This is a genomic window from Acidimicrobiales bacterium, assembly GCA_016794585.1.
Taxonomy (GTDB): domain Bacteria; phylum Actinomycetota; class Acidimicrobiia; order Acidimicrobiales; family DATDAH01; genus JAEUJM01.
The window spans coordinates 39,635-59,602 of the sequence record JAEUJM010000041.1 but is presented as its reverse complement, the minus strand read 5'-3'; the positions used below and the strand labels follow the sequence as shown (position 1 = coordinate 59,602).

At 71.7% G+C, this 19,968-nt stretch carries 22 protein-coding genes and 1 pseudogene; 6 read left to right on the top strand and 17 right to left on the bottom strand.

Annotated features, from left to right (window positions below; all coding sequences use genetic code 11):
• Window positions 1–20 precede the first annotated feature (20 nt).
• A complete protein-coding gene (locus tag JNK12_19735) occupies window positions 21–1,715 on the top strand; it encodes an amidohydrolase family protein (GenBank protein ID MBL8778180.1) in 1,695 nt (564 codons plus the stop codon).
• A 114-nt stretch (window positions 1,716–1,829) separates the two neighbouring features.
• Here the strand turns inward: JNK12_19735 and JNK12_19730 are convergent, their stop codons facing one another.
• Window positions 1,830–2,255: a hypothetical protein gene (locus tag JNK12_19730; protein MBL8778179.1), complete on the bottom strand. Its 426-nt coding sequence runs from the start codon at window positions 2,253–2,255 to the stop codon at window positions 1,830–1,832.
• Window positions 2,256–2,320: 65 nt separating this feature from the next.
• Between JNK12_19730 and JNK12_19725 the strand changes: the two genes are divergently transcribed.
• Genes JNK12_19725 through JNK12_19715 form a run of 3 tightly spaced genes read left to right on the top strand, consistent with a single transcriptional unit; the run spans window position 2,321 to window position 5,038 of the window.
• On the top strand, window positions 2,321–3,211 hold the full coding sequence (locus tag JNK12_19725; GenBank protein MBL8778178.1) for an acyltransferase family protein: 891 nt from the start codon (window positions 2,321–2,323) through the stop codon (window positions 3,209–3,211).
• Entirely contained in the window at window positions 3,211–4,254 is a 1,044-nt protein-coding gene (locus tag JNK12_19720) for an NAD-dependent epimerase/dehydratase family protein (protein ID MBL8778177.1), read from the top strand. The genes JNK12_19725 and JNK12_19720 overlap by 1 nt, the downstream gene beginning before the upstream one ends.
• A 22-nt stretch (window positions 4,255–4,276) precedes the next feature.
• The gene (locus JNK12_19715; protein ID MBL8778176.1) at window positions 4,277–5,038 is read left to right on the top strand and encodes an enoyl-CoA hydratase; all 762 of its coding nucleotides are present in this window, start codon (window positions 4,277–4,279) and stop codon (window positions 5,036–5,038) included.
• 17 nt (window positions 5,039–5,055) lie between these two features.
• Here JNK12_19715 and JNK12_19710 read toward each other — a convergent pair whose 3' ends face one another.
• Genes JNK12_19710 through JNK12_19685 form a run of 6 tightly spaced genes read right to left on the bottom strand, consistent with a single transcriptional unit; the run spans window position 5,056 to window position 8,625 of the window.
• The gene (locus JNK12_19710) at window positions 5,056–5,646 is read right to left on the bottom strand and encodes a GNAT family N-acetyltransferase (protein MBL8778175.1); all 591 of its coding nucleotides are present in this window, start codon (window positions 5,644–5,646) and stop codon (window positions 5,056–5,058) included.
• 31 nt (window positions 5,647–5,677) lie between these two features.
• On the bottom strand, window positions 5,678–6,073 hold the full coding sequence (locus JNK12_19705) for a DUF3566 domain-containing protein (protein MBL8778174.1): 396 nt from the start codon (window positions 6,071–6,073) through the stop codon (window positions 5,678–5,680).
• A 5-nt stretch (window positions 6,074–6,078) separates the two neighbouring features.
• Entirely contained in the window at window positions 6,079–6,984 is a 906-nt protein-coding gene (locus tag JNK12_19700; protein ID MBL8778173.1) for a Ppx/GppA family phosphatase, read from the bottom strand.
• Complete coding sequence (locus tag JNK12_19695; GenBank protein MBL8778172.1) at window positions 6,981–7,532, bottom strand: DUF501 domain-containing protein; 552 nt, start codon at window positions 7,530–7,532, stop codon at window positions 6,981–6,983. Before JNK12_19695 ends, JNK12_19700 begins: the two co-directional genes overlap by 4 nt.
• A complete protein-coding gene (locus JNK12_19690) occupies window positions 7,523–8,077 on the bottom strand; it encodes an NTP transferase domain-containing protein (protein MBL8778171.1) in 555 nt (184 codons plus the stop codon). The genes JNK12_19695 and JNK12_19690 overlap by 10 nt, the downstream gene beginning before the upstream one ends.
• Window positions 8,074–8,625, bottom strand: coding sequence for a DUF1707 and DUF2154 domain-containing protein (locus JNK12_19685; protein MBL8778170.1), 552 nt, complete (start codon window positions 8,623–8,625; stop codon window positions 8,074–8,076). The genes JNK12_19690 and JNK12_19685 overlap by 4 nt, the downstream gene beginning before the upstream one ends.
• Before the next feature lie 23 nt (window positions 8,626–8,648).
• Here JNK12_19685 and JNK12_19680 point away from each other — a divergent pair, with 23 nt between their 5' ends.
• Both JNK12_19680 and JNK12_19675 read left to right on the top strand, forming a co-directional pair.
• Window positions 8,649–9,404, top strand: coding sequence for an SDR family oxidoreductase (locus JNK12_19680; protein ID MBL8778169.1), 756 nt, complete (start codon window positions 8,649–8,651; stop codon window positions 9,402–9,404).
• A gap of 10 nt (window positions 9,405–9,414) precedes the next feature.
• The gene (locus JNK12_19675) at window positions 9,415–9,726 is read left to right on the top strand and encodes a Dabb family protein (protein MBL8778168.1); all 312 of its coding nucleotides are present in this window, start codon (window positions 9,415–9,417) and stop codon (window positions 9,724–9,726) included.
• A 22-nt stretch (window positions 9,727–9,748) separates the two neighbouring features.
• Here the strand turns inward: JNK12_19675 and JNK12_19670 are convergent, their stop codons facing one another.
• The 10 genes and pseudogenes from JNK12_19670 to JNK12_19625 all read right to left on the bottom strand — a co-directional run bounded on the left by JNK12_19670 (window position 9,749) and on the right by JNK12_19625 (window position 19,764).
• The gene (locus JNK12_19670) at window positions 9,749–11,236 is read right to left on the bottom strand and encodes an SGNH/GDSL hydrolase family protein (GenBank protein ID MBL8778167.1); all 1,488 of its coding nucleotides are present in this window, start codon (window positions 11,234–11,236) and stop codon (window positions 9,749–9,751) included.
• 43 nt (window positions 11,237–11,279) lie between these two features.
• On the bottom strand, window positions 11,280–12,119 hold the full coding sequence (locus JNK12_19665; GenBank protein MBL8778166.1) for a xanthine dehydrogenase family protein subunit M: 840 nt from the start codon (window positions 12,117–12,119) through the stop codon (window positions 11,280–11,282).
• Window positions 12,116–12,661, bottom strand: a complete 546-nt coding sequence (locus tag JNK12_19660; GenBank protein MBL8778165.1) for a (2Fe-2S)-binding protein — start codon at window positions 12,659–12,661, stop codon at window positions 12,116–12,118. Before JNK12_19660 ends, JNK12_19665 begins: the two co-directional genes overlap by 4 nt.
• 28 nt (window positions 12,662–12,689) lie before the next feature.
• Window positions 12,690–13,493: an ABC transporter permease gene (locus JNK12_19655; protein ID MBL8778164.1), complete on the bottom strand. Its 804-nt coding sequence runs from the start codon at window positions 13,491–13,493 to the stop codon at window positions 12,690–12,692.
• Window positions 13,490–14,314, bottom strand: coding sequence for an ABC transporter permease (locus tag JNK12_19650; protein ID MBL8778163.1), 825 nt, complete (start codon window positions 14,312–14,314; stop codon window positions 13,490–13,492). Before JNK12_19650 ends, JNK12_19655 begins: the two co-directional genes overlap by 4 nt.
• 2 nt (window positions 14,315–14,316) lie before the next feature.
• The gene (locus JNK12_19645) at window positions 14,317–15,309 is read right to left on the bottom strand and encodes an ATP-binding cassette domain-containing protein (protein ID MBL8778162.1); all 993 of its coding nucleotides are present in this window, start codon (window positions 15,307–15,309) and stop codon (window positions 14,317–14,319) included.
• 19 nt (window positions 15,310–15,328) lie between these two features.
• On the bottom strand, window positions 15,329–15,781 hold the full coding sequence (locus tag JNK12_19640; protein ID MBL8778161.1) for a septum formation initiator family protein: 453 nt from the start codon (window positions 15,779–15,781) through the stop codon (window positions 15,329–15,331).
• A complete protein-coding gene (gene eno, locus JNK12_19635) occupies window positions 15,781–17,064 on the bottom strand; it encodes a phosphopyruvate hydratase (GenBank protein MBL8778160.1) in 1,284 nt (427 codons plus the stop codon). Before eno ends, JNK12_19640 begins: the two co-directional genes overlap by 1 nt.
• Window positions 17,065–17,219: 155 nt before the next feature.
• A pseudogene (gene ppk2 / locus JNK12_19630) lies at window positions 17,220–18,002 on the bottom strand (polyphosphate kinase 2).
• Window positions 18,003–18,246: 244 nt separating this feature from the next.
• On the bottom strand, window positions 18,247–19,764 hold the full coding sequence (locus JNK12_19625) for an FMN-binding glutamate synthase family protein (GenBank protein ID MBL8778159.1): 1,518 nt from the start codon (window positions 19,762–19,764) through the stop codon (window positions 18,247–18,249).
• Between the last annotated feature and the right edge of the window lie 204 nt (window positions 19,765–19,968).

Sequence of the window (19,968 nt, the reverse complement as noted above, 5' to 3'; positions counted from 1 at the left end):
TCGCGTCCTACGCTCCGCGCATGGCTCACGACCTGGTGATCAAGGGTGGCTCCGTGGTGGACGGGACCGGCGCACCGGCCCGCCGTGCCGACGTCGCCGTGGACGGCGACCGCATCACCGCGGTCGGGACGGTCGACGCCGGCGGCGCCGGCCGGGTGATCGACGCCGAAGGGCGCCTCGTCACCCCGGGCTTCGTGGATCTGCACTCCCACCTCGACGCCCAGGTGGGCTGGGACCCGCTCATGTCGTCGTCGTGCTGGCACGGCGTGACGTCGGTGGTCATGGGCAACTGCGGCATGACCTTCGCCCCGGTCCGTCCTGGCCAGGCGGAGACCCTCGCCACGATGATGGAGTCGGTCGAGGACATCCCCGCGGCGTGCATCCTCGACGGGCTCTCGTGGCAGTGGGAGTCCTACGGCGAGTACCTCGACACCGTCGACCAGCTTCCTCTCGGCATCAACGCCGGCGGCTACGTGGGCGACGTGGCCCTGCGCACCTACGTGTGCGGCGAGGCGGCCTGCGAGCCCGACTTCGCCGCCAGCGACGAGCAGATCGCCGAGATGGCCGCGCTCGTGCGGGCCGCGCTCGAGGCCGGCGCCCTCGGGTACTCGATCTCGCGCAGCCTCTTCCACCGGGTGCCCGACGGGCGCAACGTGCCCGGCACGTGGAGCGCGCCCGAGGAGTTCTTCGGCATCGCCGCCCCCCTGGGCGAGCTCGGCCGCGGCGTGCTCGAGAGCGCCCCTCGCTACAACGAGGAGAACGGGTCCGGCTCACGCGTCGAGGAGGAGCTGGCGTGGATGGCCGAGGTCAGCCGCCGCACGGGCCGCCCCTTCAGCTTCAACCTCCAGCAGATCGCCTCGCTCGGCGACCACTACCGCCAGGTCATCGCACTGAGCGAGGAGGCCAACCGCACCGGCGCCCAACTGCGCCCCCAGATCACGCCCCGCAGCGTCGGTGTCCTCTTCAGCTTCGCCGCCAACACCCTCGTGGACGACCTGCCCTCCTTCGCCCCGCTCAAGGGGCTCGACCTCGCCGGCCGCCTCGCCGCGCTGCGGGACCCCGAGGTCCGCGCCCGGCTCGTCGAAGAGGGCGCCGGCAAGGCGGTCGAGCCCTTCGAGCGCATGTATCTGGTGCAGCCCGACGACGTCCGCTACGCCTACACCGAGGCCGACTCCCTCGCCGGCATCGCCCGGGCCGCCGGCACCACGCCGGTCGCGGCCTACCTCGACGCCATGGAGTCGTCCGACGGGCGCGCCATCGTCAACTGGCCGGTGATGAACCAGGACGAGGCCGCCATCGAGGAGCAGATCAGCTCCCCGACCACGATCCTCGGCCTCGCCGACGCCGGCGCCCACGCCACCCAGATCATGGACGCCAGCCAGCCCACCTACCTGCTCGCCCACTGGGCCCGCGACCGGGGCGTCCTGAGCGTGGAGGAGGCCGTGCGCCGCCTCACCTCCGACACGGCGGACTTCATCGGCTACCGCGACCGGGGCCGCGTCGCCGAGGGGGCCTACGCCGACCTCAACGTGATCGACCTCGACGGCCTCGGCCTGGACGTGCCCGAGATCGTCCACGACTTCCCCGGTGACGCCGCCCGCTTCGTGCAGACCGCCCACGGCATCGACCACACGATCGTGAACGGCCAGCCCTTCCTCGATCACGGTGAGCACACCGGCGCCCTCGCCGGCCGCCTCCTGCGCTCCACCGACTGACCACACCTCCGACCGGCCAGACCACCGACGGACCGGACCACCGACGGACCGGACCACCGACGGACGAGGCCGCCCCACTGAGCGGACGACCCGGACGACCCGGACGAGCGCCGCTCAGCGCACCTCGACGGCGCCGGGGGCGGTGAGGGCCACCACCCGGTACGACAGGGCCACGGGCACGCGGCCGGTGGCCGAAACCTGCACCTGGATCCAGGTTGGCCGCCCGCTCGGATCGGCGACGAAGCGAGCCCACACCCCGAACAGGTTGAAATGGTCGGCCACGTTGACGAGCGCCACGGTGACCGACAGCGACGCGTCGGCGAGCTCGTCGGCCAGGTACGGGAGGCTGTCGGGCAGGAAGAAGGGCGACTCGATCCCGGCGCCCACCGTCATCGTCACCGACCCCAGGCGACTGCGCTGCGGACGCCCGCCGTACCAGACCACTCCCGTGTACTCGGTCATCCGTCGCGGCACCCCGTCGGCGGTCTCGACCAGCAGGTCCACCCGGGGCTGCGGCTCCACCTCGATCGTGCCGGCCATGGTGCGACCGTAGCGGCGACGAACGTCACCTTTCCGGGACCACCCTGGGGCCGTAGCATCTGTCCGTGGCCGAACCCGAACCGGAAGCGGCAGACGCCCTGCTCGCCGATGCGCCCAGCCAGGCACTCGTCGCCCTGCCGCGCGAGGCCGACGAGCCGGTCCTCGACGACCCCCGTGAGAGCGACGTCGACGAGTGGGGTCGCTCCGAGCACATGCGCGAGCTGGCCCGCCGGCTCTACGACCCGGTGTACAAGCACTGGTTCCGGGTCGAGTGGGAGGGCCTCGAGAACATCCCCACCGACGGGGGCGCGTTGCTCGTGGCCAACCACGCCGCGGCCATCCCGTCGGACGCCCCCGTGATCATGCACGGCATCGAGTCCGAGTTGCAGCGTCCCGTCTACGGCCTCGCCGACGATCTGTTCAAGGGCCTCCCCGTCGTGGGCACCCTGTGGTCCCGCACCGGTGGCGTCCCTGCCCACCCCGACAACGCCTATCGCCTCCTGCGCGAGCAGAAGCAGCTCGTCCTCGTGTTCCCCGAGGGCAGCAAGGGCCCGGGCAAGAACTTCAGCCAGCGCTACCAGCTGCGCCGCTTCGGTCGGGGCGGCTTCGTCGAGATCGCCATGCGCGCGGGCGTGCCCGTCGTCCCCATCGCGGTGGTGGGAGCCGAGGAGTCGATGCCGACGCTCTACAACATGAATCGCGTCGCCAAGAGCTTCGGGCTCCCGTACTTCCCCATCACCGCCAACATGTTGGCCTTCGGCCCCCTCGGCGCGGTCACCTACTTCCCGGCCAAGTTCAAGCTCCGCGTGCTGCCCCCGGTGCACTTCGACGTCACTCCCGACCAGCCCCGCTACTCGAAGAGCCGGATCATGGACGAGTCCGAGAAGATCCGCGACCACATCCAACAAGCGCTCTACGACATGCTCCGCAAGCGGCGATCGGTCTGGTTCGGCTGATGGGCCGGCGCATCCTGGTCACCGGCCTCGGCACCTTCTGGGGCGGCCGAGTGGCGCAGGCCCTCGAACAGGACCCCACCGTCGACATCGTCGTCGGGCTCGACACCAAGCCCCCCTCGGTCGAGCTCGAACGCACCGAGTTCGTCCGCGTGGACGAGAACTACTCGATCCTGGCCCGCATCGTGAAGGCCACCCAGGTCGACACCATCGTGCACACCTTCCTCGTGGTCAACAGCGACCAGATGCGGGCGCGGGCCATGCACGAGATCAACGTCATCGGCACCATGAACCTGTTCGCGGCGGCCTCGGCGGCGGGCAGCACGGTGCGCAACGTGGTGGTGAAGTCCTCGTCGCTCGTCTACGGCTCCGCCGTGGGCGACCCCACCTGGTTCAGCGAGGACACCCCCCGCACCAGGCTGCCGCGCAACCGCGTCGAGCGGTCCCTCGTCGACGTCGAGGGCTACGTCCACGACTTCGCCGAGGACAACCCCCACGTCAACGTCTCGCTCCTGCGCTTCTCGAACGTGCTCGGGTCCGACATCGTCACCCCCATTTCACAGCTGCTCCAACAGCCGGTCGTTCCGTACATCCTCGGCTTCGACCCCAGGCTCCAGTTCGTCCACGAGGCCGACGTCGTGCGCTCCATCGCCTACGTCCTCGACAACGAGGTCCCGGGCATCTTCAACGTCGCCGGCGACGGCCTGCTGCCGTGGAGCGAGGTGGCGGCCATCTGCGCCAAGCGCCGGGTGCCCATGCTCCCGGTGGGCACCTCTCTCGCCACCCTGCCACTGAAGGTGCTCGGCGGCGCCGACTTCAACCCCGAGACCATCGACCTGCTCAAGTACGGCCGAGGCATCGACAACCGCCGGCTCGTCAGCACGGGGTTCCGGTACAACTACACCTCGGCCGGGACCGTCGCCGCCTTCGCCGAGGCCATGCGCCTGCGCAACACCATCGGCGAGCACGAGCCGGGTTACCGCTACGAGAGCGACGTCGAGCAGTTCTTCCGCCACTCCCCCGCGGTCGTCCGCGAGCACCCGTAGCCACCCACCAGCAAGGCGCCCCATGACCTACCTCCAGGTCGAGGTGACCGACGGCGTCGCCGTCCTCACCCTCGACGACCCGCCCCGGCGCAACGCCCTCAACCTCACCCTCGTGGACGAGATCGTCCAGGCCCTCGACGACGTCGAGGCGCGCCACGACGTCGGGGCGGTGGTGGTCACCGGCGCCGCGCCCGCCTTCTGCGCCGGCGCCGACCTGTCGGATCTCGGCGACTCGCAGCGTGAGGGCCTCAACCGCATCTACCAGGGGTTCCTGCGCTTCTCGCGCTCCCCGCTGCCCACCATCGCCGCGGTCAACGGGGCGGCCGTCGGCGCCGGCATGAACCTCGCCCTGTGCTGCGACGTGCGCCTGGCCGGCGCCTCGGCCCGCTTCGACACCCGGTTCCTCCAGCTCGGCATCCACCCCGGCGGCGGTCACACGTGGATGCTGCGCCGGGCCGTCGGCGCGCAGGCGGCCGCGGCCATGGTGCTGTGCGGCGAGGTGCTCGACGCCGCCGAGGCCGAGCGCGTCGGCCTGGTGTGGCGAGCGGTCGCCGACGACGAGCTCCTGCCCACCGCCCGGGCCATGGGGGCCAAGGCCGCCGCCGTGCCCCACGACTTGCTGCGCCGCACCAAGGCCACCCTTGCGGACATGGCCACCGTCGACGACCACGACGCCGCCGTGGCCCGCGAGCTCGAGACGCAGGTGTGGTCCATCGGCCAACCCGAGTTCAAGGCCCGCCTCGAGCAGCTCCAGGCCAGGATCAGCTCCAAGCCCCAGCCGTAGCGCTCGCCGGTCGGGACTCAGTCGATCCAGGCGGCGAGCAGCTCCTCGCGGCGTTCGACCCACTCCTCGCGGGTGATCGCGTAGCGGACGTGATCCTCCCAGACGCCGTTGATCTCGAGGTAGCGCACGGCGATGCCCTCGTCGCGCAGGTCGAGCTTCGCCACCACGCGCCGGCTGGCGGTGTTCCGCGGGATGATGGCGATCTGGATGCGGTGCAGGTGCAGGTCCTCGAACACGAACTTGGCCAGCGCCACCACGGCCTCGGGGACGTAGCTGTTGCCGGCGTGGCGCTCGTCGATCCAGTAGCCGACGTACGCGCTCTGGAACGGGCCCCGCTGCACCGCGTTGAGGTTGATCTCCCCCGCGAACTCCCCGTCGACGAAGATGCCGAAGCCGTAGCCGGTTCCGAGCTGGCGCTCGCGCTCGCGGGCGCTGCACCGCACCAGGAACGCGTCGCGGTCACGGGTGGTGTCGGGCTGGCCGGGGAGGCGCTGCGGCTCCCACTTCGTGAGCCACTCCACGTTGCGCTGACGGACCTCACGCCACGCCGCGAAGTCGTTGGCCCGCAGCGGGCGCAGGACGATGCGCCGCCCGATGAGCGTGGTCACCTCGGCTGCTCGGGCGCGCGCCCTGCCGCCATCAGCGCGACGCACCGCGGCGTTGCCGGCGGGTCGGCTTGTCGACGGTCACGACCTGCAGCCCGCCCAGCATCGAGCTCAAGAGGTTGAAGATGATCACCGCGACCACGTTGAACGCGGTGCCGGCGACGACGAGGACGAGTGCGATCCCCCACACGCCCGAGAGCATCTGGCTCGGGACGAGCTCGAAGTTCCGGTACCCCGTGTCCTCGACGAAGCTCTCGAAGGAGTCCACCGACCCCGTGCCCACGAGCATCGCCCACAAGAGCACGAGCAGGCCGACCCCGGTGGCGATGGTGGCGAGGTAGAAGGGCAGGGAGACCTTGGCCACGGACCAGGGGTCGATGCTGTAGACGACGGCGCGGTGGTGCTCGAGGGCGCGGTCCTGGCGGCTCATCGTCCTCACAATAAGCTGAGGACGAGCCCGTCGAGGATGTCGGCCTCCGACACGTGGCACTCGTCGAAGCCGAAACGGCGCATGATGGCCACCAGGACGCAGCAGCCGCCGACGATGACGTCGGCCCGCTGCGCCTCCATGCCGGGATTCAGCTTTCGCTGCTCGACCGTCTCGGTGGCCAGCGTGCGGAACACGTCCTCGGCCGCGGCGCGGGTCAGCACGAAGTGGTGGATCTTCTCCGGGTCGTAGGCCGGGAGGCCCTGCTCGACCGCGGCGACGGTGGTGACGGTGCCCGCGAGCCCGACGAAGCGCCGGACGTCGCGGACCTGGGGGATCTCGCGCTCGAGGTCGTCGAGGTGGGCGTCGACCACCGACAGGGCCGCGCTCAGCTCGGCGGCCCGCGGCGGGTCGTGGTGCAGGAACTTCTCGGTGAGGCGCACGCAGCCCATGTCGAGCGACAGGACGCCTTCGACCGAGGTCGTGCCCACCACGAACTCGGTCGAGCCGCCGCCGATGTCGGCGACGAGGAACGGCCCGTCGGCGGGATCGAGGTCGGCGGTCGCCCCTCGGAACGAGAGCTCGCCCTCTTCGTGACCCGCCAGTAGCTCGGGACGGGTGCCCACGATGGTCTCGGCGGCGTCGAAGAAGACGTCGCGGTTCGTGGCGTCACGCGCCGCCGACGTCGCGGTGATCCGGACCCGCTCGACGCCGTGGCGGTCCATCGCCACCCGATACCGGCGCAGCGTGTCCAGGGTGCGCTCGATGGCTGCGGGGTCGAGCGCACCGGTGGCGTCCACCCCCTTGCCGAGGCGGGTGATCTCCATGAGGCGCTCGACCGGACGGCCCTCGTCGTCGGCGACCAGCAGGCGGGTGGAGTTCGTCCCGCAGTCGATGCCCGCGTTCATCCTCACACTGACTCCTCCTGCGTCGGAGCGCCTTCGGCATGCGGTTCATCGTCGAGCGGCTTCGCTCCGCTCCGCCACGGCGCCCCTGTCGTCGTGCTGCTCTCGGCGTCGGGCAGGTGGTCGGCCACCCAGCGGCCGACGGGGTCGTCGCCGCCGGCGAGGTGCCAGGCGTAGTGGGCGTGGAGGCACTTGACCCCCTGGCGGGTGCCACCGACGCCCCCGTAGGGCCGCGGCCCGTCGTGATCGGCGGGCAGTGCGGCGTCCCGCTCAGCGGCGTACCGGGCATGGGCGTCGGCGAGCGCGTCCGCGTCCACCTCCCGTTCGGCACGACGCACGCCTCCGTCGGCCTCCAGGCGACCGACGAGCGTGCGCACCCGGGCCCCGACGAGCCAGTAGCGAGTCGGCATCGGGGTCGCGTCGTCGAGCAGCGGAGCGTTGCGGATCACCACCGGGCCGCCCTCCCCGTCGACCACCACGACCTCGTAGGCGCCCTGGGGCTCCCGCCCGAGCAGGTCGGCCACGGAGGGGGCCGGGTGCTCGTCGGTCAGCTCCATCGTTCGAGGTCCTCCGGGGTGTCGATGTCGACGGGATCGCCGGGGCACGGTACCTCCACGACCAGCTCGGGACGAGATCGCAGGAGCACCCGGGCCCCCTCGTCCCCAGCATCAGGCAGCAGGGGCCAGACCGCTCGGAGCAGACGTACGGGCGGGCGCCGGGAGCCGGCGAACGTCGCCGTGGCGATCGCCGCCTCCGCGGGCGCCGCCGCCACTCGCCGCCACGCCTCCGTCGGCACCAGCGGCTGGTCGGCCAGGCCGACCACCACGGCCTCGTGGCCGGCCGCGTCTGCCGCGGCGATGGCGACGCCCAGCGAGGAGGCCTGCCCGGCGGCCGGGTCGGGGTTGCGCAGCGCCCGTGCGCCGGCGGGCCGGAGGTCGGCGAGGTCGTCGTCCCCCACCACCACGAGGAGCTCGTCGAGGCCGGACCCAGCGGCCGACTCGAACGCCCACTGCACCAGGGGCCGGCCCCGGAACGACACCCGCAGCTTGCCGGGGAAGCGCCGACCGAGCCCGGCGGCCAGCACCACCGCCGCGGTGGTCAACGGCTGCCGGTGAAGGGCCTGGTGCGCACGGTGACCCCGCCCAGCACCGCTCGCGTCTCGACCCGCACGACGGGGACGCCGGGTCGCAGCGGGGCCTTCTTGACCCGGTAGTCGCGGCTGCCGAACACGGCGAAGCCGCCGAGGTCGACGTGGACGCCCTCGGGAACGAGGATCTCGATGCCGCCGACGATGGCCCAGGCCCGGATGACGAGGTCCTGTTCGACCACGGCGTCGCACAGGTCGATCTGGGCGCTGCCGAACACCGCCACCGCGTCGAACGACTGCGCCGGCCGCCACCGGCCGCACTGGCGCGCCCCGCTGAAGACCCCGATGGCGCTGGTGCGCTCCGTCAGCGCGGGCGCCGCGATGAGCGCCGGCAGGTCGGCGGTGGGCCGCGTGACCTCGGACCAGGTGCGGGCGGCGTAGACCTCGCCGACCCGCTCGGCGAACTCGTCGAGGGTGAGGCGACCGTCCGCCGTGCACTGGCGCAGGCGCTCGATCTCGTGCTGGCGTTCGACGTCGCCGATCAGCTCGTCGGGCGCGGGCATGCGCCAAGGGTACGGTCTCCCGCATGGATCTCGGACTGCAGGGCCGGGTCGCGGCCGTGGCCGCGGCGTCGACGGGGCTGGGCCTCGCCAGTGCCCGCGCCCTCGCCGCCGAAGGGGCCCGCGTGGCCATCTGCGGCCGTCACGCCGACCGCCTCGAGGCTGCGGCGGCGAACATCGCCGACGGGGTCGGTGGCGAGGTGCTCACCGTCGTGGCCGACGTGAGCGTCCCCGAGGACGCTGCCCGTTTCGTGGCCGAGGCCGCAGGGGGCCTCGGGCCGGTGGACATCCTCGTGGCCAACGCCGGCGGGCCTCCCGGCGGCACCTTCGCCTCCACCGAGCTCTCGGGCTACGAGGAGGCCCTGCGCCTCAACCTGCTCTCGACCGTCGCCCTGTGCCAGGCCGCCGTGCCGGGCATGCAGGAGCGCGGTTGGGGCCGGGTCGTGGCCATCACGTCGGTCGGTGTCCGCCAGCCCATCGGGCGCCTCATCGCCTCCAGCACGGCCCGGGCCGGTGCCACCGCCTTCCTCAAGGTGCTCGCCACCGAGGTCGCCGGCGACGGGGTCACCGTCAACTCGGTCCAGCCGGGGATGCACGCCACCGACCGGCTCACCCACCTCGGTACGGCCCTCGACGATCTCGCCCGACAGATCCCTGTCGGTTTCGTGGGCGACCCCGGCGACTTCGGCGCCATCGTCGCCTTCCTCTGCTCCGAGCAGGCGAAGTTCATCACCGGATCCGCCCTGCCCATCGAAGGCGGCGCCGTCGGCGCCCTGCAGTGAAAGGCCCCCGATGATCCGACACATCGTCCTTCTGCGCTGGACGCCCGAGTCCACCCCGGATCAGCACCGGGCCGTCCTCGACGAGCTCACCGCGCTGCCCACCGCGATCCCCGAGATCCACAGGTACCGCCTGGGTGAGGACCTCGGCCTGGCCGACGGCAACGCCAGCCTCTCGGTCATCGCCGACTTCGCGTCCGTCGCCGACTACGAAACCTACCGCGACCACCCCGAACACCAGCGGGTGATCGCCGAGCGCATCAAGCCCATCCTCGCCGGCCGCTCCGCCCTGCAGTACGAGTACGACCCCGCCGACGAGGCCTGATTCCGCACGAGTCGCCCGTCCGTCAGCCGGTGGCGAGCTCCCGGAGCTGCGGGGCGAGGTCGTCGTAGACGCAGCCCGCGATGGCGTCCGCCCCCCGCTCGTTGTGGTGGACGTCATCCCAGTAGACCTCGGCGTCGAGCGCGTCGAGGCAGTCGGCGACGTCGTGCACGGCCGGATCGAGCAGCGCCCGCACCTGGTCGTAGAGGGCACGGTCGTCGGAGACGTCGCCCAGGTTCGCGTAGGTGATGACGTCGTCGTCGACCGGCAGATCACGGGTGTAGAGGTTGGGCTGGAAGTAGGTGACGATGGGCACGCCGTACGAACCGGCGATCCGGTGGCTGAATTGGACCCCCTGGTTGTAGATCCGGGCGGCGTTCTCCGGTGACGGCACCTGGTTCACCGGGCGGTCGTCCGGCAGGAAGCGGGCGCCGGCGTCGATGAGCGCCTGCTGGACCTCCGAGCCGAACTGGGTCCAGAGGTGCTGGGGCTGGCCCGGGTACACGTAGTTGCCGACATCGTTCTTGCCGTCGTAGAAGACGATCAGGTCGGGCGGCGGGCGCGTGGTCAGGAGCTCCGTGAGCCACTCGGCCTCCTGCCAATTGGTGTAGGCGACCACCCCGAAGTTGCGTGCGTCGATCGGGATCCCGTCGGCCTCGGCGCGTTCGACGATGCCGGACACGATCGTGTGGTCGTCACGCTGGCCGTAACCGAACATGGTCGAGCCGCCGAAGAACCAGACCTCGAGCGGGTCGGCGCCGAGGTTCGCGGGGACGTAGGACGCCCGCGCCCCCTCGTGGACGTTCACGTACTGGCTGGTGTACTCGGTGGGGCCCCGCCACCCGAGCACGGCGTCGTACCGTGCCTGGGTACCCCCCTGGTCACGCTGCAGGTCGCTCTGCCATGGGGCATCGGCGAAGGCCCCCGGGTACGGTCCCGACGCGAGGAGGCCGCCTGACGTCGCCGGCGGCGTCGCCGCCGTCGGCCGGAGCCTGACCACCGCCCCCCACGCCACCATCGCCACCAGCACGACCGGGACGACCACCACCACCAGACCGTGCACTGCGGTCCACCCACGACGCCGGGGCTCGAGGGCGAAGAGCCGCCGGTCGAGCTTCCTGGGAGCCCGGCGAACGGTATGAGCGTCCCACTGGCCGCGCTGGGACGGGGCCGGTTGCAGCGCGTCCCAGCGCAACACCCGCCCCACGAGCCAGACGGGCAGGATCAGGAGGAGGGTGAGCATGCCGAGCAGCACCACGGTGAGGACGACTCCCACCCAATGGGAGACGGCGTGGAGCACACGACCCGCCCGGCGATCGAACGCCGGCGACCGGTGGCGCGCGACCGTGAGGCCGACGGCCAGGACGGCGACCACGACCGCAGGCACCACGAATCCACGCCACGCGAAGAAGGCGACGACCACCGCGGCGGCCCCGAGGCCCACCCACGCCGACGGCTGTCGGCGCTCCGCGGGGGATGCGCCCCGCTCCGCCCACTCCTGTGCCCGCTCCACCGGTGCCCAAACTAGACGGTCCCGCCTTGCGGTGGGCCGCGGCTCAGCCTTCGGCGGCCTCGTCGAGGGCGCGTCGGACCAGCACGCGGGCGAGGTGCTCTCGGAACTCGGAGCTGGCGTTGAGGTCAGCGGGCGCCTCGGTGCCCTCTGCGGCCAACGCCGCCGCTTCCGCGGCGTCGGCCCCACCGGCGAGTGCACCTTCGACACCCGTGGCCCGTAGGGGCGTGGCGCCCATGTTCACCAGGGCCACCCCGGGACCGCGGCCGCCGCCGGGCTCGCCCGCCTGGGCGGCCACGCCGACGATGGCCCAGTCACAGGCCCGCTGGGTGAACTTCTGGAACGACCAGCCGAGGCCGGCGAGGCGCGGCACCCGCACCTCGGTGAGGAGCTCGTCCTCGCCCACCGCGGTCTCGAGGAAGCCGGTGAACAGCTCGGCCGCGGGAATCGAGCGCTCGCCGGACGGGCCGGTGACGATGACCCGGGCGCCGAGGGCGAGCAGCACCGCGGGCAGGTCGGAGGCGGGATCGCCGTGGACCAGGGAGCCGCCGATGGTGCCACGGTGGCGCACCTGCGGGTCGCCGACCTGGCCGGCGGCGTGGGCGAGCAGCGGCACCTCCCGAGCGAGCAGCTCGCTGGTGTTGACCGTGTGGTGCCGGGTGAGGGCGCCGATGGCGATCTCGTCGCCGTCCTCGCGGATGAAGGCGAGGTCGGGGAGGCGGGCGATGTCGACGAGCACGGCGGGCGTGGCCAGGCGCAGCTTCATCAGGGGCAGCAGCGAGTGGCCCCCGGCGATGAGCTTGGCCTCGTCGCCGTGCTCGGCCAGGAGGCCCAGGGCGTGGTCGACGCTGGTGGCCCGCTCGTAGTCGAAGGCGACGGGGATCACGACCCCACCTCCGTGGCGCCGGTGGTGGCGCCGCTGAGGGTGGGCGCCGTGGTCGAGCCGGGCCGGACCGTGTCGAGGATGGCCACCGACTGACCCGAGGCGGACAGCACCGCCTTGACGATGTTGTGGTAGCCGGTGCAGCGGCACAGGTTGCCCTCGAGACCCTCACGCACCTCGCGCTCGGTCGGCTGCGGGTTCTCGGCCAGCAGCGAGACCGCGGCCAGCACCATGCCCGGGGTGCAGTAGCCGCACTGGAGGCCGTGTTGCTCGCGGAACGCCACCTGCACGGGGTGCAGGTCGTCGCCCGCCGCGAGGCCCTCGATGCTCGTGACGTCGGCACCCTCTGCCTGCACGGCCAGGACCGTGCACGACTTCACGGACTCGCCGTCGACCAGGACCGTGCAGGCACCGCACGACGAGGTGTCGCACCCGATGTTCGTCCCGGTGAGCCCGAGCACCTCTCGGAGGTACTGGACCAGCAAGAGGCGGGGCTCCACGTCGTGGCTCGCGACCACGCCGTTCACGGTCATCGTCACCTGCATGGGCAGATCCTGTCAGGTCGGCAGCCGCTCAGCGGACCAGACGCCGGAATCCGCTCAGCGCCCAGGTGCCGAAGACGACCAGGCCGGCACCGATGGCCACCAACCCGGGCCACACGTCGTCCCACGTGATCTGTCCCACGAAGCCGGCCCGTGCCATGTCGATGATGTAGGTCAGCGGGTTGAGGCGGGCCACGCGGGGCAACCAGCCCTCCTGGAGATCGATCGGGGTCTGACCGACGGAGAGGAACATCGTCACGAAGATGCCCACCTGGATCAGCGCGCTCGACTTCTGGTTCTTCACCCGGTACACGACCCCCAGACCCCAGAGCCCGGCGATCAGCGCGAACCCCTCGGCGGCCACGAAGAGGGTGACGAGGCCGAGGAGACCGTCGGTGAGCCGGGCGCCGGCGGCGAAGCCCACCACCGACACCGTGACCACCGGGAGCAGCACGCGCACGGCCGCCGCCATCATCGGGCCGAGCACGAGGCCGGCCCGGTGGGTGGGCGCCATCAGGAGACGGTCGTAGAAGCCGTTCTCGAGGTCGCGAGCCACCCCGAAGCAGATCCCCATGCCGGCGAAGGCGGCCCCCTGCATGATGGCCCAGGGCATGAACCAGTTCAGCGGGTTGTCGGTGGGGAACCCCGGGATCTCGGTGAGCGCGCTGAAGGCACCGCTGAAGGCCACGATGAAGAACAACGGCATCGCGATGGTCGGCACCACCGCCGAGGGCGTCCGCGCGATGTTGACCAGGCTGCGCTGCGCGAGCCCGCGTGCGACCGACAGCACGTGGCCGCCGGGCGCACTGGTCGTCGGCGCCGCGACAGTGGTCATCGGTCGCGCTCCAGGCGCTTCTGCATCTGGCGGACGGCGACGGCGATGGTGACCACCGAGATGGCGGCGGGCACGGCCACCGCCTCGAAGGCGTCCGACCAGTCGAAGCCGAAGATCACGAGGCGGCGGGCGGCGTCGATCATCCACGAGAGCGGGTTGTGCAGGGCCATCCACTGGAACCAGCCGTCCATCAGCTCAGCCGGGAAGAAGGCGGAGCTCATGAACAAGAGGATGAAGATCAGGGGGAAGGCGGCGTCGACGGTCTCCTGGCTGCCGGTGCGGATGCCCACCGCGGCGGTCACGCCGCCCACCATCAAGGTGACGGCCACCGCCATGGCCATGAGGGCCAGCACCGCGAGCGGGCCGCCTTCCACCCGGGCCCCGAAGACGGCGAAGATGACCACGAAGACCACGGTCTGGCAGGCCCCGAGGAGAGCCCCACCGGCGAGGCGCCCGACGAGGATCGCTGGGCGGGCCACCGGCGACGCGAGGAGCCGCTCGAAGAATCCGTTCTCGATGTCGAGGGCGAGGTCGGAGCCCCCGGACACCGCCCCGAACATCACTCCCTGGACGATGGTGGCGGGCAGGAGGAACTGGAGGACCGAATCGACCGGCGGGAACCCGGGGAGGTTGACAGCGCGCGCCATGGCCGAGTTGTTCACCGCAGCGATGAGCAGGGGGAAAATGAGCGACGGCAGCCACATCTCGGGCTGTCGGGCGGTCGAGCGCGCCGAGCGGGCCGCCAGGGCGAAGGCCTGGGCGACCGGGCGCAGGTCCCGGTCGTCGCCGGCTCGGCCGGTGGCGCTCGTGGCGACGGCCATGGTCAGGCCGCGGGCTCGTCGGCCCCGTCGGCGCCGACGTCGGGATCAGCGGCGTCGCCGGCACCCTCGAGGCGGCGCCCGGTGGCCTCGGCGAACACGTCGTCGAGGCTGGGCGCGTTCAGCTCCATGTGCTCGATGACCACCGCCGCCTCGTCGAGCGCTCGGACGACGGCGGTCATCTCACCGGCTCCGCCTTCGAGACCGATGGCGATGACCCCTGCCCGATCGGGCCGCTCTGGCCCGAAGGGCACGAGCGCAGCTCGCGCCGCGGCCTCCTGGTCGTCGCGGACCTCGAGGCGCAGGGTGGGCGCTCCGACGGCGGCCTTGAGCGCACTGGGCTCGCCCTCGCGCACGATGCGACCGCCGTCGATGATGGCGATGCGGGCGGCGAGCTGGTCGGCCTCTTCCAGGTACTGGGTGGTGAGGAACACGGTGGTGCCGTGCTCCTGGTTGAGCCGGCGCAGCTCGTCCCAGAGGTTGAGGCGGCTGCTGGGGTCGAGACCCGTGGTGGGCTCGTCGAGGAAGAGCACCTCGGGCTCGTGCAGGAGCGACAGGGCCAGGTCGAGGCGCCGGCGCATGCCTCCGGAGTACTTGCCCACCCGGCGGCCGGCAGCGGCGGTGAGCCCGACCCGCTCGAGCAGCTCCGCGGAGCGGGCCTCGGCGCGCGCCCGGGGCAGGCCGTAGAGCACGGCCTGGAGGCGCAGCAGCTCACGCCCGGTCATGAGGGGGTCGATGGCGGCGTCCTGGAGCGCCACACCGATGGCCCGCCGCACCTGGGCGGCCTCGGCGACGACGTCGAAGCCCGCCACCCGGGCGGTGCCGGCGGACGGCGCCAGCAAGGTGGTGAGCATGCGCACGGTGGTCGACTTGCCGGCGCCGTTCGGCCCGAGGAACGCGAAGACCTCACCCGGCTCGACCCGCAGATCGACGCCGGCCACGGCCTCGATCTCGCCGAACCGGCGCACCAGCCCCACCGCCTCCACCGGGATGGTCATGTGGTCCCCCTGAGTCGGTTCAGCGCGATGCCGCGAACAGCCGGGAGTAGGGCCATCCGGAGGGCACCTCGACCGGCGACGGCGCCGCCGGCAACAGGGTGACGACCTCCTCGCCCGGGCGGGTCATGGCGTAGTCCTCCCGGGCCCGCTCCTCGATCTCCTCGTCGGTCTGGAGATCGTCGATCTGGCCTTGGAGCTCGGAGATCTCGGCGTCGAGGGCGGAGAGATCCGACTCGGCGCGGGCCGTGGCGGACTGCTGGCGGAAGTAGGTCCGCGCCGGGAAGGCACCGAGGAAGGCGACGCCGGCCACCACCGCCGCCACCACGCCCATCCAGAACAGGCGGCGGCGCCGACGGGTGCGGTCGACGGTGGCGGGGGTGTCGTCGACGGGGTTGCGCCCGCCCTTGCCCTGCGCCTGTCGACGCACGGCCGCGGCCTCGTCGCGCGCGCGGCGCTCCTTCCGCGGCGCCATCAGCCGCTGCCCCTCGACAGCGCGTCGCCACCCCAGAACGCCGCGGCCTCGCCGAGGTCCTCCTCGATGCGCAGCAGCTGGTTGTACTTCGCCACGCGATCGCTGCGCGCCGGGGCGCCGGTCTTGATCTGGCCGCAGTTGGTGGCCACCGCGAGGTCGGCGATGGTGGTGTCCTCGGTCTCGCCCGAGCGGTGGGACATGACCGCGGTGTAGGCGCTGCGGTTGGCGAGGGCCACCGCCTCGAGGGTCTCGGTGAGCGACCCGATCTGGTTGACCTTGATCAGGATCGAGTTGGCCACGCCGGTGTCGATGCCGCGCTGGAGGCGCTCGGTGTTGGTCACGAAGAGGTCGTCGCCCACGAGCTGGACGCGGTCGCCGACGGCCTGGGTGAGCGCAGCCCAACCGTCCCAGTCCTCCTCGGCCATGCCGTCCTCGATCGACACGATCGGGTAGCGGCTCACCCAGTCGGCCCAGAACTCGGCCATCTCGCCACCCGAGAGGGTGCGACCCTCGCCCGAGAGCACGTACGAGCCGTCCTGGAAGAACTCGGAGGACGCGGGGTCGAGCGCGATGGCGATCTGGTCGCCCGGCGTGTACCCCGCCTGCTCGATGGCCGCGATGAGCACCTGCACGGCTTCTTCGTTGGAGGCGAGGTCCGGGGCGAACCCGCCCTCGTCGCCGACCGCGGTGGACAGGCCGCGCTCGTGGAGGACCTTCTTGAGCACGTGGTAGGTCTCGGTGCCCCAACGCAGCGCCTCGGTGAACGAGGCGGCGCCGACGGGCATGAGCATGAACTCCTGGAGGTCCACGTTGTTGTCGGCGTGGGCACCGCCGTTGAGGACGTTCATCATCGGCACCGGCAGGACGTGGGCGTTCGCGCCGCCCACGTAGCGGTAGAGCGGGAGCGCGAGCTCGTCGGCGCCGGCCTTGGCTGCGGCCAGTGACACGCCGAGGATGGCGTTGGCGCCGAAGTTGCCCTTGTTGGGCGTGCCGTCACCATCGATCATCCGGCGGTCCAGCTCGCGCTGGTCGAGGCCCTCGAGGCCCACGACCAGCTCGCGGATGGGGCCGTTCACGTTGGCGACGGCCTTGCTCACACCCTTGCCGGCGTAGCGGTCGCCACCGTCGCGCAGCTCGACCGCCTCGAACTGCCCGGTCGAGGCGCCGGAGGGCACGATGGCCCGGCCCCGGGCCCCGGACTCGAGGAGGACCTCCACCTCGACCGTCGGGTTCCCACGCGAATCCAGGACCTCACGGCCCACGACCTGTTCGATGGCGCTCACGTCCCGTGAGCCTAGTGGGGCTGATGTTGCTCTTGTGACCAATGTGGTGCAGCACTCCGAGCCCGGCGCCTTGAAATCTCGGAGTTCTCCTCCGAGATTTCAAGTCATCAAGTGAGATGTACTCCAAATCTCGCTGACGGACCTCTCGGCCGCTGTCAGCCGGCGAACTTGCCCTTCGCCATGCGTTCGGCCTCCATCAGCTCGAGTTCGTGCGCGCCCGAAACGACGATGCGCGGGTCGGGGACGAAGTCCAGGTCGGCGGACCGCTCGGCGTAGGGGGCGGCGTTGAGGATCACCCGCATGGCGTTGAGGCGGGCGAGGTGCTTGTTCTCCGAGCGGATGATGGTCCAGGGGGCGTCCGCGGTGGAGGTGCGCTTCAGCATCTTGTACTTGGCGTCGGTGAAGTCGTCCCAGTGCTCCTGGGCCTGGACGTCGATCTCACTGAGCTTCCACTGGCGCAGGGGGTCGTCCCGCCGGCGCTCGAACCGCCTCGCCTGCTCTTCCTTGTCCACGCTGAAGTAGAGCTTCACGAGGATGGTGCCCTGACGCACGAGGTCCTTCTCGAAGCCGACGACGCCCCGCATGAAGTTCTTGTACTCGAGGTCGGTGCAGAACCCGAAGACGGGCTCGACCATGGCCCGGTTGTACCAACTGCGGTCGAACAGGACCATCTCGCCGCCCGTGGGGAACTGGGCGACGTACCGCTGGAAGTACCACTGGGTGCGCTGCTCTTCGGTGGGCTTGCCGAGGGCCACCACCCGGTAGTGCTTCTCGTTCATGTAGCGGGTGACCCGGCGGATGGTGCCGCCCTTGCCGGCCGCGTCCCGGCCCTCGAAGAGCACGATCATGCGCTGATGGCTGGCCTCGAGATGGCGCTGGAGCTTGAGGAGCTCGACCTGGAACGGCTTCAGCTGCTCCTCCTGGCGTCGGCGGCGGACCGCGCCCTTCTCCTCCTTGCGCAGACGCTGGAGCTGGAGCTGCTCGGCCTCGTAGCGCTCGACCAGCAGGGACACGGGCACCTGCTCGCCGGCGACGGTGACGAGAGGTTCCGCGGCTTCCGACGCGGGTCCGGCGTCGGCCACATCGGTGGCGTCGTCGTCGGACGGGACGCCGTCGGCGCCGGTGCCGTTGGTGGTGTCGAGGGACATGGGGTTCCTTTCCGCCCTGCGGTTGCGGGCGAGGCTACCGGTCGGGGGTGGTGACGAGGACGGGCACCTCGACGACCGGGGGAACGCCCCACCCCGGCTCGTAGGCGAAGACGTCGCGTGCCGAACGGGCACCGGCGGCGGCGTCGACGAGCTCGAGGCAGTCGAGGTCGACGTAGGCGGGATGGGTGCGGCCACAGGCCCGGGCCAGGCGCAGCACCTCGTGGCGGAGGGCGCGCAGGTAGTTGGCGCAGCGCACCGATTTGAGGTCCGGGTCGAGACCGCGCTCCAGCCAGGGGGTCTGCGTGGCCACCCCGGCCGGGCAGCGGCCGGTGTGGCAGCGCTGGGCCTGGATGCAGCCGATGGAGAGCATGGCCTCGCGCCCCACGTTGACGAGGTCGCACCCGAGTGCCATCGCCATCAGCGCGGTGGCGGGCAGGCCCAGCTTGCCGGCGCCGATGAACACCACGTCGTCGGCCAGTCCCGCCTCGGCGAACGTCCGGTACACCCGGGGGAAGCCGATGCGGAACGGGAGCGACACGTGGTCGGCGAACACCAACGGCGCCGCGCCGGAGCCGCCCTCGCCACCGTCGATGGTGATGAAGTCGGGCCCCTCCTCCCGCTCGGCCATGCGGGACGCGAGCTCGTCCCAGAACGCCTGCTCCCCCACTGCGGACTTGATGCCGACGGGGAGCCCGGTGGCGCCGGCGATGCGCTCGACGAAGTCGATCAGGCCGTCGACGTCGGCGAATTCGCGGTGGTAGGGCGGGCTGATGCAGTCCTCACCAGCGGGGACGCCACGCATCTCCGCGATCTCGTCGGTGACCTTCTCGCCCGGCACGACGCCGCCGAGGCCCGCCTTGGCCCCTTGCGAGAGCTTGATCTCGATGGCCCGGACGGGTGACCGATCGACCTGGGCCACGAGCCGATCGAGGTCGAACCCGCCGCGCTCGTCACGGCACCCGAAGTAGCCGGTCCCGATCTGCCAGATCAGCTCGCCCCCGTGTTCGTGGTGGCGGGACACGCCACCCTCGCCGGTGTTGTGCAAGCAGCCGGCGATCGCCGCACCCCGGTTGAGTGCCTCGATGGCGGCACCGCTGAGCGACCCGAAGCTCATGGCCGAGATGTTGACGATCGAGCGGGGGCGGAACGCGCGCGGGCGATCGTGGGCGGCGCCCAGGACCTTGGCGCAGGCCACCTCGACGTCGTGGGGCGCGGGCGCGGCGTGGGCGGGGAAGGCGGCGTGCTTGACGATGAGGTACTCGGGCGTGGTCTCGAGGTCGTTGTCGGTGCCGAAGCCCGTGAGGCTGTTCTCCTGCTTCGACGACGTGTAGACCCAGCGTCGCTGATCCCGGGTGAAGGGCCGCTCCTGGTCGTTGTCGGTGACGATGTACTGGCGCAGCTCCGGACCGACGGCCTCGAGCAGGAAGCGGAGGTGGCCCACCACCGGGAAGTTGCGCAGGATGGCGTGGCGGCGCTGGAGCAGGTCGTAGGCGGCGAGGCCGCCGAGGCCGGCGGCGCCGAGTGCTGCGAGTCGACCGGCACGCGTGCTCACAAAGGCGACGGTAGGTCGCCGTCACCAGCTGTTCACAGGGTCCAAGGTCACCACGCACCGGGCCGACCGTCGGTCACGAAGGACGGTCCGGCGGCGGCACCTCCGCGTTCCGGGTACTCCCCTGGGTTCTCCACGACACACGGGAGTACCCGGAACGAAGGGCCGGTGCGGGATGTCGAACCCACCCGTCGGTCACGACGTGCC